The organism is Nostoc sp. 'Peltigera membranacea cyanobiont' 210A, from assembly GCF_002246015.1.
Lineage (GTDB): Bacteria > Cyanobacteriota > Cyanobacteriia > Cyanobacteriales > Nostocaceae > Nostoc.
On record NZ_NOLJ01000017.1, the window covers coordinates 65179 to 79053 of the forward strand.

The window sequence follows — 13875 nt, forward strand, 5'->3', positions numbered from 1 at the left end:
GCGTTAAAACTATAAATAGATATGAAGCTCATCAAAAAATCGGAAAAGCTACTCCGAGAAACAAAAATCATCGAGGAAACACAAGAACATAATTTTCAAATTGACATTATTAATATGCAAGAACCAATGCTTGAAGAACAGCCACAAATAGGTGGAAGTAATAAGGAAGCTAACTATATTCCAGCGCGTGATAATCCTATAGTCCTTTCTGTTGGTAAGACGGGATGGCAAGTTTCTGATATTTGGAAGGATATTAGATTAGATAAATTCTAGTTATTGTCTTGATGTTGTTCTTCTTGATTGCTAAAAGTTTAACAAACGTGTGGTTATGTTTACTGGGTACTATCCAATTATTCTTTATCCACCACTAGTGAGACGTTTATACACTAAAGATTCTACAAGTCAGGAGCATTTGAAAGCTTCGTTTCAAGGATGTGTTCAATTACCAAATGGAAATGGTACGGCCAAGCAAGGTGTCAGTGAAAAGCAATTTTTTCGCCATTTACTGTGTGCTTTTCTAGAGAATCTTATCTGTCAAGCGGTGGAATTTGAAATTCCTGGTTCGTCTCGACGTTACTCGGCTGATTTTATCCTTTACCATCGGTTTTCTGGGTTAGCTCTCGATATTGAGATTGATGAACCTTATGCTGGAGATACAGGTAAACCTCACCACTGCATTGATGTTGATGACGATAAAATCCGTAACCGTTTTTTCTTGGAGCGCAATTGGGGTGTAGTGAGATTTGCAGAAGTTCAGGTAGTGCGTCATCCTTGGAGTTGTTGTAAGGCGATCGCTCAAATCATCGCTCGGTTGACTGGAGATGATAGTGTATTCATATTATTGCAAAGATTGGCTGATGTTCCTTTGCAGAAACAGTGGACAAAGCGTGAGGCTAGGCTGATGGCTAAGAACAATTATCGTCAGTCTTATTTACCAAAAATGGGAAAGTAAAACTAGAGATAGTACTTTCAATACTCATCTTTAATAGTCATATAGTCTCCCTGGAATAGGGCTACCGTGTACACACAAGTATTTTGGAGTTGTCCCACACCGTTTTAATCCTGTACAAAGATATGTGTACACGGTAAATTATGGGTAGAAATTGGTAGGGTATTACATCGATTTTGTCAATCTCTCGTTAATTAATCTTTTTGGTTTTCTTACGCATTGCTTTTTTGATTTGCGGTGTAACTTCCACTTACGAATGCTCATGACAATTGAGCCAAAGTCCCGACTGGCAAAGGCTGTTGTTTTATTTGCACTGTGCCAAATTGTATCTGCCTCAGTTGATTCAAGTGTAGGTGTACAGCGATCGCAATATCGATCAAATAGTTGGCGTGGTTGGGGATAATAAGCGATTCTGTTTCTAGTGAGTAAATTAGATGTACCCAGTAGGTTACGAGCTAATTTGTAGCCAGAATTGTTTCTGTTTCCCTCAAATTCGCCATAAGTTAGTAAAGTGCGATCGCTCAAAGTTAAACAAATAGACAAAGGAACAGACACTCCGCTAGCGCGTAGTTGTTTAAGAGATGAGCCATTATCTCTGGTTGTAGCCTGTATTACTGTTCCTCGTCGGCAATGCAAGGTTGAGCAAGGGACAGTCACAGAAGGTTGCAGTAACGCTGTTTGTGGGTCGATAACTTCTCCATTTTTCGCTCTTGTGAGAAGTTGCACCCACTTGCGCCAATGTTGCTCAGAAAGTTCGTAGGGGAATAAGGCTGTAGAATCAAATGCGGTTTCTAGTTCTTCCACATTGTACTGACAGTTTGACCAATGCTCTAGGGTAATGGGGATGGTTGCACTCAATATTCCATCCACCACCCGTCTGCGAACCATACCTGGCAGTCTCATGGAACGAGCTAAGTTGCAAATGGCTGGATCTGCGTTTTGGATAATCGTCAGTTGGCGATTGAGATACAGCCATTCAGCAGGATTCAAGGAATGGCTGCATTTAAAGTAAACGTGCAGCGATTTCCCACCTGTGTAAACTACGGCGGCGGGTTCCAAGTTGATTTCGTCCTTTAGCCAGTCTACAGCTTGTCGCTGCTCATTCAATGCCAAATCATCAATTTCGTAGAATAAACATTGGCATTGACTAACGTGCTGATTGCTGATTCCCTTGTCTGGTTGGTTGGGGTAAAAGCTGACTGTAGCACCAAGATATGACATTTTAAATGCCAATGCCCAACCATCAGCATAGCGTTTAGGTGTCAGTCGCCAGCAGGTGTTGCCTTGTTTGTCTCGACCTCCGTAAGTACAGCAGTAGAGTTGAAATCCTTGCTGGGTGATTTTACCGCAGAGAATGTAGTGGGAGTAGACAAATTGACCATTGCGACAGTAGTGATTCCAGTTTTTAGGTATCATTTCTGTGGGCAAGTCCCAAGAAATCCTGAGCCAAATTTTGGTTCCGGTGGTAAAGCCTATTTGTCTAAGAAATTTAATCGTTGTTTGTCTGGGATTGAAGGTCATGGCAGTTACGCCTAAAGGTTCATTTCCCAGTGGCGCAATCGCGCTCTTGTTTACAAAATCTCAGTTAAACCCTAACTCTGGTTACTAATATTAAAGTTCCCAACCTTGAGACTCTGCTATTCGACTTTGGTTGGGTTGCAGTTTGCTCAGGGTTAGCATCTCATTCCAGCTTGTTTTACCTGGAGAAACTTGTTTGGCTTGAGGTAGTTCAGCCAGTATCTCAGCTATCAAGTCCTCAACTTTCTCATTATCTTTAAAAGCGATGACTACTGTATCAAGCGATCGCAAAAGTTCTAAAGGTAATTGCTCGCTATCATCTACACTCCAATACAACGTAGGTTTGCGCTGTTTTTTGTCAATGGTTGATTCTAAGGCAATGACAGAGAGAACTTCAATCAGGTCACTCACCAATACTGCTCTTTCTACTGTGGCATCTGTAGCAATCCAAAAACTACCTTTTTTTGTCGGTTCAGAGTTCAGGGGAATGGCGGTGAAGTTACCTGTTGGTTCTAGCTGCTTGGCAAGAGTTGGAAGATCATCGAGTGTGCGTTCCACAAATATTGCTTGACCTGTTTGAGTTGCATAGAGCCAACCCTTTTCATACAGTTCTGTGAGCAGAGAATTGGGTAAATTGTACTGCTGGCTTAACTTTAGGCGTATTTGCTCCCAGTTTGTTGGTTCTGGTATAGGCAAGGAGTTTGTTTGAGTAACTGCTGGTTTGGGATTTTCAACAGTTTGCTCCATGAGTTTCTGGATACGTTTGTCATCCTGTTTTGGAGGCACTGCTAGTGTAGGATGTTCAACAGCTTGTTCCATGAGTTTCTGGATGCGTTTGTCATCCCGCTTGGGACTGTAGTTTACCCCTCGATGCTTTTGTAAACCAGGAAAGGTATATGCTTTACCCAGATGCGTACCACTAAAAGCCACACCATCAAGTTGGTAACTAATGCCTTTGACAATGCCTGTGCGAGTATAACCAACACGGACATTAATACCTTGTTGTTGCGTTCGCTCTATTAGCTCTGGCATAGTGGGATGGTCGTGGGTTGCTTGGTCGAGCGATCGCTGGAGTCTCACTCTAACGCTTTCCTCTCCAGTTCTGGCAATGTGCCTACGTTCGCCAGTAGTTGGACTGTGCTTATCTTTTTCCCAACTTGGTTGCACTGATTGTAAATTGTATTCCTGCTCCAACTTGCGAATTACCGCTTCACTTCTGCGATCGTCCCAGCTATCAGAAACTGTAGTGCCATCTAATTGAATGCGACTAGCAGTAATATGTATGTGTTCATGAGTCCGATCAATATGCCGCACTACGACATATTGGTTCATATCAAAACCCATTGCTTGCAGATACTTTTGGGCGATTTCATCCCAAGTATCATCATCTAAACTCTCTTTGTGGGCCAAACTGAGAGAAGCGTGATAAACAGCTCTGCTCACCTTCGGGTTTAATCTTCGAGATATACCAAATTCAGCTGCTAATTCCCGTGGGTTTGTTCCTTCCATATTCCCACCGATTTGTCTTGCTCCATCTTTGCCAAAGAGGTAGTTTAGCAGTCCCCGAAAACTTTTACCTTTGATGTGCTTGCCAATCATCCTTCATCTTGTAAATCAGTGATTAAATCAATTTCAGCAATCTCTCGCCGCACCTGTTTCACCAAATCTCTTACCTGTGACAACAATGCTCTATCTACGACCACAGGTTCTCCCATAAGTACTGAAGTATTGATTGCTTTAGCTATTTGGTTGAGGTTATTGCCTATTTTCCCCAATTCCCAGTAAGTTTGGCCTGCTACTTTGGTGACACGCCTGGGCAATCTATTTTTCAGAGTCTTGGCACGAAACAACTCACTCATAGTGAGATTATTTTCATCTGCCATTAGCTGTGCTTTCTCGTATTCTGCCAAAGTCAGTCTAATGTCTATCCTGTGTGAGCGTTTCTGTCGCATTATTGATGCATTAGTCATTAGCTGTTTTAAGTTTGACGACTGCACTATCATTTGTCATTGACCAAGCGGTTACTTACGATTCTGGTTCGATACCAAGATGCGATGCGAGATAATGAAATGCGCTGCAATAGCTTTGGTTGAGTACTAAGGAAGTCAAGATAGCGATCGCCTACGGCAAGCGTAGCCCATCGCGCAATTAAAAAGCTAATTCGCCCAAACCTTGCAGAAATTTTCCAGGCTGAACTCCCAGAGAGAATTTTCGTCTCATCTTCCCCTCTGTCACGGTGGTTGACCTACTTAGGTAGGGGAACCGTGAAAGGAGGGCAAGTTTGTTGCCGCACCTAGGGGGTGCGTTTTTTCTCCCCAGAAAAAATGTCCGGACAGCAACATAGCTTGCTACTCACCAAAGGGTTTTTTGGGCTGCTCAAATCAACTGCTGGATGAATATGTGATGGATCTCTAATGGATTTGTATTGGATCTTTCATCGCATAATTTTTGTCAATAGCCAAGTATTGTTGCAAATAAAAATTATACATAGAATACGTATCTCAGACAAATGGATCTCTATTGGATCAACATTGTCACTCTAAGGGATCTGCAATGGCTCGTTCGTGGATCTGGCATGGATCTGTAATGACGCACTTTTCTAAATTGAATTTTTTAGCATAAAAGTAACGACTTAATTAATAGCAGCGAAAAAAAATCTAGCGTGGCAAAACTAGCTAGAGCAAAAACTTAAACGTAGTAAATTCGTTATTATTGAAAATTTTGGTTTACCTATTTACGCCTATTTCAATCATGAAAAATCTACTCTAGCAAGTTTTACCACTCTAGAAAAAAATAACCAATTGGCTAAAATTTGGCTCCAACAAATGGTCAGTAGAGTGATGTTCACAGCCAATATTTGCATTTAAGTTAAAAACAGCTTTTATGGATAATCACAACCACAGTCAATGTCAAATCTGATAGTCAGTTTTGACCCTGGTGCTTCCTTGACCAAGATTGTTTACGAACTAGCAACTGAAGGCAAACCACATTTGATGACAATGGAACCAGAGATGCTAAAGTTGCCTCAAAGTTCGATTGACGCTTATATGTCGAGTCGCAAGGGTCTGGAATCTCCTAAACCAGTAGATGAAGCCTGGGTGTCAAGTCCTGCGGATGGTGATACACAATGTACGGTAATTGGATTCCTGGCACGGCAGTTTTCAGCATCTGCCAGACTCGATAAGCTCAAGTACGAAACCTCAATTCACAAAGCCTTAGCAGTAATCGGTGCGATCGCTCAACATAACAAATTGCCTAACAGGTTTTCACTATCACTGACCTCACTACTACCCTATGGTGAATATCAAAATCGCCAAGCATTTGAGCAACAGTTACAGTCTGCGCTCAAGGATTTTAGGTTTCGGGGTCAAAGGTTGCGAGTGAAATTGGAGCGATTCGAGTGCTTACCCGAAGGTGCGGGATTAGCAATGATTCGCCAACGCCAGAATGGTAAAGAATGGTTTAACGCTCAAACCATCGCAGTGCTAATGTTCGGGCATCGCAATACCAGCCTTCTATTATTTGAACGGGGCAAGATGACGGCGGGTTACACCAATGGGCTGGGCTTTCACCAAATGGTAAAGCGAGTAATTGAGCGCACATCGGGACAGGATGCCACTGCTTTGACCTCTGCCATCTATGCAGCCGGTTCAGATATCACACCTGACAACCAAGCAATTCGCACTCTGGTCAAAAGTAGAGAACCTAAAAATCTTGATTATGAATTGCAGATGATTGTTAATGCCATTGCTACTGCTAAAGCTGAGTATTGGTCTAGGCTTTACGATTGGCTGGAATCAACTTTACCTGCGGTGAACGAGGTGATTTTGAGTGGTGGCGCAGCATTGTACTTAGAGCAAGAGTTACAAGAGTGCTTTCAAGAAATTTCAACTTATTGGGGTGCTGACTTACAGCAACAGGTACAAGAAGTATTCAAGGATAAAAGTAATGATTATTACCGTACTTTCCGAGAGCAGGAAGCTTTGTCGTTTAGGTTGATTGATGCGTTTGGTTTGTTTATGCGGTTTAGAGCGCAAATCGAGAAGGTAGCATGACTATGACTAATAATAAATTACGTAAAAATCATGACACTAATAGACAGCGCAAAATTTTTAGATTTTCTTACCATCCTTACTCAAATACAGTAGACGGCCAGTTAATCACATATTTGCAACAGGGAGATGAAGCACGTTCTAGCAAAGAGATGGTATTGCAGGCATTACGAATGTGCTGGTTGCCTTTAGCATACAAAACACAAGCAGATGCAGGTGTAGATATTAGCGATCAAGAACTGCGTCGGGTAGGGTTGATTTGTTGTCATGCCCTGGAACAACACTTGGCATATTTGCGAATGGAACTAGGATTACCGCATAAATCAAGTGATGTTTTGACTATGCCTATAAGCACTATGACTAATCCTCAAACCCTTGCTACTATTTTCGGTCTAGATGGAGGTAATTTTAGTCACATTAATCCTGATGATAATATTGGCGAAAACAAAGGTATTAGTAATAGTAATAACAATAGTAACAGCAAGCAAAAACACAAAATAGATTCTGATTCCTTCATCCCTGGTGAGGGGTCTTTCTATGATGAAACAGACGATATGTTTGAGAATATTTAAGTATTTATTAATGCACATTCAGTCAAATCACAAAGGAGATTTAAGATGGCGGCAATTCACTTCATGGATGGTGAAAAAGGTGGAGTTGGCAAGTCTTTGTTTGCACGGGTTATGGTGCAATACTGCATTGACAATAAACTCTCTTATGAATTGGTAGAAGCAGACCAAAGTAATCCAGATGTGGGCGCATTTTACCCAGATAATCATAAAACAGCAGTTTTTAGCGAATCAGAGCGTAAAGCTTACGATGCTGATGAAATTTTTAATTTAGCACTAACAACTTCTGTCATTGTCAATTTACCTGCTCAAGTATACCCAGCAGTAACTGATTGGATTGAGCGTAATCAAATCCTAGAACTTACTGGAAAAAATAAGGTCAAAATATATAAGTGGTTTGTTTGTAGTGGTGGATATGACAGCGTTCAATTATTTATGCAATCTCTCGAACGCTTTGAGAACAAGATTAAGCACATATTTGTACGCAATTATGGTTTATGCGATGACTGGAAACATGTAGATGGACGTAAGAATTTACAGGATTTAATCAAAGCTTATAAAGTAGCTGTCATCAATTTTCCCAAGTTCAGCTATCGAGAGCGGGATATCCTTGATGCCAATCAGATAAATTTTTCTGCGGCTAGAGATTATGGAGAGTTAGGTGTATTGGGTAAGCAGCGATTACACAATTTTCTCAAAAAAGCTTCTGAGGAAATTGAGAAGGCTAAAATTTGGAACCTTCCGACAGCTTCAATTACTGCCCCGACAGAAAAAGTTGATGATGCTAATGTCAACGGCAAGGTTGCTACCAAGAAGTAATCTAATTCAGGAGTGCTGTACATGGATAGCAGGGTGTTTAGCCTGTGCAATTAATTTTACTTCTTGCTCAGGACTCCTTACTCAGCACTCAACACTGTTTCAGTGACATCTCCCACCATCAAATCAAATTACCAAATGAGCGTGGGGGACGAGGACGCGAATTAGCTAAAAGCAAATACAGATATGAGTAATTCTCACACTGAAGAACTCGATTTAGACGATGAATTTTTGGATTCAGTAGCCGCTAGAGGCAAAGGACTGAGCCAAATTCCTTACCCAACTTTACTAGATTTAGCGATTCGAGGTAAAGATGATTCATTTAAAGCTAGGGTTTGGGAAATAGTAGTCCAAACCGGACTTGACCCTGATGACCCAGCATTTCTGATGATGATTGCTACTGGCAGGCTACAAGTGCTGTTGGAAGACAATCCCAAAGAAATGGAAGCAATGTTTGACCTGTGGCAAACGCAGCTTTATGACCATCTCCAGACATATGAAAAGGCAGCAGTAAAAGGTCAGCAAAAAGCGATCGCTCAGGCTGTGACGGGATTAATTAGGCGTACTGAATTTGAACGTGCTATTCATTCAGTTCCCTCTCTAATTGCTGCGGGAATACTGCTATTAATTGCAGCTGGAGTAGGGGGACTAGTAAGTGTAGGTGGAATGTCCTGGTATCAATCTAGTCATCTAGATCCTGCTGGGCCACACCAACTCACACAAGCCCAAGCCAATGCTTTGGAATGGGCAACCAGTAATGAAGGTAAGTTTGCTCACAATCTAATGCAATGGAATCAAGATTTACTCAGTCGTGACCAAAACGGTCAACTTTCTTGTGCTAGGGATGTTAAGCGTTTGGGGGTAACACTGGAAATTGGAGCAAGTAGCAGAAAAGCCTCATCCGGGTTCTGCACGTTATGGACATCACCTAGCAATCAGCGCCAGTTTGTATCTAAACCGCGTCAACCTTGAAAACCATAGTTTTTTGGGATTAGAGTAAAGCTCAGAACTCAAGCGACGAACGAATAATACACTCTCCTTAAAAACTCCAGGTTTCAAAATGGACGGGGTTTAAGTTAAAAAATTAGTTGTCAATTTCTCAATCGTAGAAGAGGATTCAGCAGATGTTTACCTGCAAAGTTAAGTGGCTTTGGCTGCTGGTAATAGGAGGTATAGTTACAGCTTGTACCCCTACTACTGTAAATGTCAGTGGCAAGGATGAGAGGAATACGACTCAAGCTCAAACTGTGCCTGATTATCCGCCGATGTATGACGTGGATGTTAAAGTTTGTGGCAACATTATTGCCCCTCTCAAGGATGGAAAACGTTGTGTAAATCAACAATTACGTTTGTGGGGCCCAGTAGGAGAGGCAAAATTAGTTCGTGCTGGTATTTCTCTACCATCAGTTTCTAGCGTAGAGCATAAATTGGCGATCGCCTCGAAAGGCTGTTATCCTGTTTATTCCCAACCTGACCAACAGCAGTTTTATTGGGCTAATTCCATTATTCAAGTCAACAAGGGAGAAACTGCACCTACAGTCGAAGTCAAGCCAACTCAACTTTCAAACCAGCAGATTGATGAGTTGATGACTAGTAAACTTTCCAGTCGGACAATTACAACATTTGGTGGGGCGGGGTGCGAAGCTGCATCTTCTGTAAAATAAAGCTTTTACGGTTGAGGGTGGGTGGGCAAAAAAGTTACCCCACTAAAATGTGGGGCTACTGTGAGAACCAGCAGGTAATTAAGAAGCTTCAGCCCATCTAGCTGTACGTTGTTGTTTATGAGCTTTGCGCCGCTCCCGTACTGCATCCAAATCTTTCAGTCCATACAGACGTTTGGCGTATGCTAGTAGTTCATTGATGGGAGTTTCGCTATAATCCTGGCGAAACTGAATGTTATGTTCGTTCCAATCAAATTCTTGCTGATTAAAACGTGCTTGAGCAGCAAGTTCTCTGCCTGATTCCTCACGTAAAACTTCCAGTACCATTAATCGCACTTTATCCTGATAACCTATTACTTGATCCAACGCTTTTGTTTGTTCCTGATTACGAGTCATTTGAGTCATTTGATTATCCTTTGATTAACGAATTGCTACATCTCACCTAAATAGCATCGACAGATGCCTTCTGAGTTAGAGTTCACTTTTAAATTTATTGAATTCAGCAGCAATCGCTGCATTCAATTCTGTTTGTTGGATGCGGGTGGGTGGGAAATAGAATGCCCTGAATTAGATAATTCAGGGCATTCTAATTAATCGTCAATTTCTATATCTTCGTCATCTTCATCTTCATCTTGTTCAAAATCGTCATTTATCAAGTCATCAGAGTTGCTACTTAAACCATTGAGTCCGTCCATACGTTTAGACCGAGCAGCTTTATGAGAAGCACGTCTATCTCGTATTTCATCAAGATTATTCAAGCCGTAAAGTTTGCGGGCATAATTCACCAGTTCTTTTAATGGTGTATTTACATAGTCCTTACGGAATTGGGAATTGTGTTTATCCCAATCAAACTCTTGTCCGTTAAATCTGGCTGCTGCTGCTAATTCTCTTCCTGATTCTTCCCGCAATACTTCAATGACCATCAGGTGTACTTTTTCCTGATAAGTCATTACTCGTTCTAAAGCAGGAATATGCCTTTCAATTTTACGTGATGCTTTGGCAGTTTTGCGAACGTTAGCGTTAACCATGAGAATTACTCCTTGGTATTTAGTATTTTTCTCATAGAAACAGCATCGAAAGATGCAATTCGCTCCCTTTTAAATTCTTTATTCAGCAAAAAAATAACCTGTATTGTTTGAGGCAATACATGGTTATTTTAAGTTATTATTCTGTCAATTACTGAGAACAAGTCGGAGTTATTTACTCGTCCTCATCTTCTTCATCTAATTCGTCATCTTCATCTAAATCTTCGTCAAGTTCATCTTCAATATCCTCTTCATCTTCATCCAGGTCTTCGTCTAGTTCGTCATCTAAATCGTCAAGTTCTTCCTCTTCTTGTTCTTGGAAAGAATTACGACGTTCCAAAGATGCGCGGTTGAATTCAACTAAATCTGCTATTGCTTGCTCTGGGTCAGTGCTGATAGTGTCGTACAGCATACTCATGAAAATTGCCACTACTTCTGGTGCATATTTGAGTGCATCTGGTTGTCCAAACAATTTAGTAAATAATTTGGTATTCCATTTTTGCCAATCAAACTTTTTGTTACCACCTTTCTTTTTGACTTGGGCTGCAATGTCAAGTCCGAGTTTTTCACGGGCTGCATGACCGATTTTAGTTGAAACACGCGAATCCCGTAGTTGTAATTTAACACCGTATTCTTTGAAGATTAGGTTCCGCAATTCCTTCAACAATGCTAATGCCTCTTCTTGTGGTGAAGCATTCGCTACCTTTGATTTAGTTGTTGCAGATGTGCCATTGGTTTTGGCAGATGTTTTAGCATTAGCTGCGTTGCGATTGTTATTGGTTCTAGCTTTAGCGATAGCCATTTTACAGCTTCCTTTAATGAAGTAAATTTTTCACCTCCTTGCCGCAATCGCGGCTTTCACATCCATTTCATTTCAATTTCATTTTTTTGCGATTTCAAACCTGTCTTTGCTGCGACAAATTTATGCTTTTAAGAGATAAAGAAGCGGACTAGGAGCAGTTTCCGAAATTAACACTGTACTGGAGGCGATGCCTGCGGCGGGCGTAGCCATCGCTTTTTTCACACAAGAAATATAGCCAACTTGTTAGTGATAATTATCCGTCTGGCTAAAGCATCAGTAATAAATTTGCTCTACAAGGAGAAAGTAAGTTGTTGAAGTCAGATTTATGAAGTTGACAGACTGGCCTGCTCTAGCTAACAAAAATACTCCAATTGTGGCTGTGGAGTATCATACGCCTGACATAATCCAGATATTGCAGCAGTTTTACCATTGGGGTGAAAAGCGTTCTTTGTCAGTCTTTGTTTGGAATCCTGGTTACTGTGGACTACAGCAATTAATTAAGCATCAAGGTCAGTACATCTTACAGCCAACTGACAGGGGTAAAGACGGAGATATTATTCAGTATCTTCTGGAGGAATATCAACCAGGTATTTATTTACTGGAGGGAATGCTAAATGAGGGTGATGCTAGCAAAATAAGTCAAAAATGTAGCTATCAATTACTCAATGCCTGTCATCAAGCTCTCTGGTGTCAGCAACATCATTACTGGGTGTTATTGGAAACTTACGTTCAACTATCTCTAGAATTACAGCCTTTTATTCCTGTGCTATCAAATCCACTTCCAGATCAACAGCAGGTGCAGATAGTTGTGGAGCAGTTTTGTGATGCCTGGGTTGGAAGTAGCCATTCCCAGCTTCAGCAGTTTGCAGAGTGCGATCGCGATTACCTCGCCGTAGCCGATCGCAATTCTTGGTTAAAGACAACAGAAAAAACATCAGCACTGCAATTGCTCTTTCTTGCCTGTCAGGGTTTACCCATAGGCGAGATAAATATGCTACTACACCAATGTCTGGGTTTTACACAGCAGCTTGAGGAAATCGCCCAATTAGTGCTAAAGCATAAAGTTAGCAAATTGCGGGGTCGGGGTTTAGAGTACATTGCTCAACCGGATGTACCTTCTGCCGGGGGATTAGATTTGTTGGAGAAAAGGTTGGAAACTATTACCTGTCTACTTCAACCTAAAGCAAAGCAATATGGATTAAAGTTTCCCACTGGGATGCTCTTATGGGGGCCACCGGGTACTGGTAAAAGTCTCTCTGCCAAGTTAGCAGCTAAGAAAATGGGATTGCCATTGTTAGCAGCTAATTGGGGTGTACTACTGGGCGATCGTCATCCAGACAGAGCATTAAAGGAGTTTATTGCTTTGGTAACTTCCCTTTCTCCCTGCGTACTTTATTGGGATGACTTTGATAAAGGCTTTGCTGGCTGGGATTCCAATGCAGATGGAGGTGTAGCACGGCGGCTATCTGCGGCTTTGTTGACTTGGATGCAAGAGCATCAAGAGCCAGTTTATACCATTGCTACTGTCAATCGCTTGTCAATGCTACCTGCGGAATTAGTTCGCCGTTTTGATGATATCTTTTTTGTGGACTTACCCCATGAAGGGGCAAGATATGAAGTTTTCAATCTACATCTAGCTAAGTATTTTCCAGCGTTTCGAGACAATAACTCACCTTGGAGTGATGATCAATGGCGTAGACTGTTGGCTGAATATCGCATTTGCAGTCCAGCAGAAATTGGTAATGCAGTCCGTCGTTGTGCTGAGGAGGCTTTTTATCAAGGTAGACCAGGGGAAATTGAGTTTGAGGATTTGCTGACACAGCGACAAGAATTCACACCAGCTATGGAGCGAGAGTCAGAACAGATACAAGCAATTCGCAATCAGGCTATTTATGCTAAACCTGTGGCTAGTCTGGATGTTTCTCGATTTGCTTATCAGCACCAGGAGTTATTTGGGTAAGTCGAATGTAATTTTGGAAATTCAGCTTGTGTCGGATTTTAAAATGCTGATGGTAGAAGTATGGTTGGGATTATTGCTGGGTGGGTTTACATTAGAACAACATAGTAATTTTTATCACAACCAAAATGCCTGGGTGAAAAGCTCAGAAACTACGACTGGTGACATCCTTGGGCGCTGACTCTGAGACTACAGCACCGGCTGACCAACCTCACGGGAGCCCTATATTTCCCTTACAAATCAAAATCAAGACTGAAGGTTTGGTCATCAGAATCCTCTGGTTTAGAGTCTGTAGATAGCTCTTTAGTCGGCTGAATAAGTTGGTTTGACTCAGTATTAATCGGGGTGAAAGCTACTTGTTGAGTAGGGAATGTACCCTTTCTGAAAGCAAAATAACAATCAATGATAAAGTAAAGCGTCTCCAGGTAACTTTTACCTAATTGCTGTGATTCTGCAAATATCCGCTCCCGGTAGCTATCTTTGATCCGAACTTTTTCCGGTGTCAAGTCTTGTTTGTCTGCCATTG

At 41.5% G+C, this 13875-nt stretch carries 16 protein-coding genes; 9 read left to right on the plus strand and 7 right to left on the minus strand.

Annotated elements, in window-relative coordinates; all coding sequences use genetic code 11:
- The first annotated feature begins 21 nt into the window (after positions 1 to 21).
- Positions 22 to 273: a hypothetical protein gene (locus tag CDG76_RS34425; RefSeq protein ID WP_190241074.1), complete on the plus strand. Its 252-nt coding sequence runs from the start codon at positions 22 to 24 to the stop codon at positions 271 to 273.
- Positions 274 to 328: 55 nt separating this feature from the next.
- Complete coding sequence (locus CDG76_RS34430; protein ID WP_094353307.1) at positions 329 to 952, plus strand: hypothetical protein; 624 nt, start codon at positions 329 to 331, stop codon at positions 950 to 952.
- Positions 953 to 1114: 162 nt separating this feature from the next.
- Here the strand turns inward: CDG76_RS34430 and CDG76_RS34435 are convergent, their stop codons facing one another.
- The 3 genes from CDG76_RS34435 to CDG76_RS34445 all read right to left on the minus strand — a co-directional run bounded on the left by CDG76_RS34435 (position 1115) and on the right by CDG76_RS34445 (position 4437).
- Complete coding sequence (locus CDG76_RS34435; RefSeq protein WP_094353308.1) at positions 1115 to 2470, minus strand: hypothetical protein; 1356 nt, start codon at positions 2468 to 2470, stop codon at positions 1115 to 1117.
- Between the two features lie 90 nt (positions 2471 to 2560).
- Positions 2561 to 4066, minus strand: a complete 1506-nt coding sequence (locus CDG76_RS34440; protein ID WP_094353309.1) for a relaxase/mobilization nuclease domain-containing protein — start codon at positions 4064 to 4066, stop codon at positions 2561 to 2563.
- On the minus strand, positions 4063 to 4437 hold the full coding sequence (locus CDG76_RS34445) for a plasmid mobilization protein (protein ID WP_223265518.1): 375 nt from the start codon (positions 4435 to 4437) through the stop codon (positions 4063 to 4065). The genes CDG76_RS34440 and CDG76_RS34445 overlap by 4 nt, the downstream gene beginning before the upstream one ends.
- 936 nt (positions 4438 to 5373) lie before the next feature.
- On the opposite strand from CDG76_RS34445, the gene CDG76_RS34450 reads away from it, so the two are divergent.
- From CDG76_RS34450 to CDG76_RS34470, 5 genes are all read left to right on the plus strand, one after another.
- A complete protein-coding gene (locus CDG76_RS34450; protein ID WP_094353310.1) occupies positions 5374 to 6522 on the plus strand; it encodes a ParM/StbA family protein in 1149 nt (382 codons plus the stop codon).
- Positions 6519 to 7091: a hypothetical protein gene (locus CDG76_RS34455; protein WP_094353311.1), complete on the plus strand. Its 573-nt coding sequence runs from the start codon at positions 6519 to 6521 to the stop codon at positions 7089 to 7091. Before CDG76_RS34450 ends, CDG76_RS34455 begins: the two co-directional genes overlap by 4 nt.
- 45 nt (positions 7092 to 7136) lie before the next feature.
- Positions 7137 to 7907 carry a mobilization protein gene (locus CDG76_RS34460; protein WP_094353312.1) on the plus strand — a complete coding sequence of 257 codons (771 nt, stop codon included), beginning with the start codon at positions 7137 to 7139 and terminating at the stop codon, positions 7905 to 7907.
- A gap of 183 nt (positions 7908 to 8090) precedes the next feature.
- Positions 8091 to 8876: a DUF6753 family protein gene (locus CDG76_RS34465; RefSeq protein WP_094353313.1), complete on the plus strand. Its 786-nt coding sequence runs from the start codon at positions 8091 to 8093 to the stop codon at positions 8874 to 8876.
- A gap of 152 nt (positions 8877 to 9028) precedes the next feature.
- Complete coding sequence (locus tag CDG76_RS34470) at positions 9029 to 9568, plus strand: hypothetical protein (RefSeq protein ID WP_094353314.1); 540 nt, start codon at positions 9029 to 9031, stop codon at positions 9566 to 9568.
- A 78-nt stretch (positions 9569 to 9646) separates the two neighbouring features.
- Here the strand turns inward: CDG76_RS34470 and CDG76_RS34475 are convergent, their stop codons facing one another.
- The 3 genes from CDG76_RS34475 to CDG76_RS34485 form a co-directional block, all read right to left on the minus strand.
- On the minus strand, positions 9647 to 9970 hold the full coding sequence (locus CDG76_RS34475) for a hypothetical protein (RefSeq protein WP_094353315.1): 324 nt from the start codon (positions 9968 to 9970) through the stop codon (positions 9647 to 9649).
- A gap of 185 nt (positions 9971 to 10155) precedes the next feature.
- Positions 10156 to 10593, minus strand: a complete 438-nt coding sequence (locus tag CDG76_RS34480) for a hypothetical protein (RefSeq protein WP_094353316.1) — start codon at positions 10591 to 10593, stop codon at positions 10156 to 10158.
- Positions 10594 to 10765: 172 nt separating this feature from the next.
- Entirely contained in the window at positions 10766 to 11392 is a 627-nt protein-coding gene (locus CDG76_RS34485) for a primosomal protein (RefSeq protein ID WP_094353317.1), read from the minus strand.
- Between the two features lie 325 nt (positions 11393 to 11717).
- Between CDG76_RS34485 and CDG76_RS34490 the strand changes: the two genes are divergently transcribed.
- Both CDG76_RS34490 and CDG76_RS37965 read left to right on the plus strand, forming a co-directional pair.
- Complete coding sequence (locus CDG76_RS34490) at positions 11718 to 13352, plus strand: ATP-binding protein (RefSeq protein ID WP_094353318.1); 1635 nt, start codon at positions 11718 to 11720, stop codon at positions 13350 to 13352.
- Positions 13353 to 13380: 28 nt separating this feature from the next.
- Positions 13381 to 13530, plus strand: coding sequence for a hypothetical protein (locus CDG76_RS37965; RefSeq protein WP_190241076.1), 150 nt, complete (start codon positions 13381 to 13383; stop codon positions 13528 to 13530).
- A 52-nt stretch (positions 13531 to 13582) separates the two neighbouring features.
- Here the strand turns inward: CDG76_RS37965 and CDG76_RS34500 are convergent, their stop codons facing one another.
- Positions 13583 to 13873 (minus strand): hypothetical protein, encoded by a 291-nt coding sequence (locus CDG76_RS34500; protein ID WP_094353320.1) that lies wholly within the window; start codon positions 13871 to 13873, stop codon positions 13583 to 13585.
- Positions 13874 to 13875: the final 2 nt, after the last annotated feature.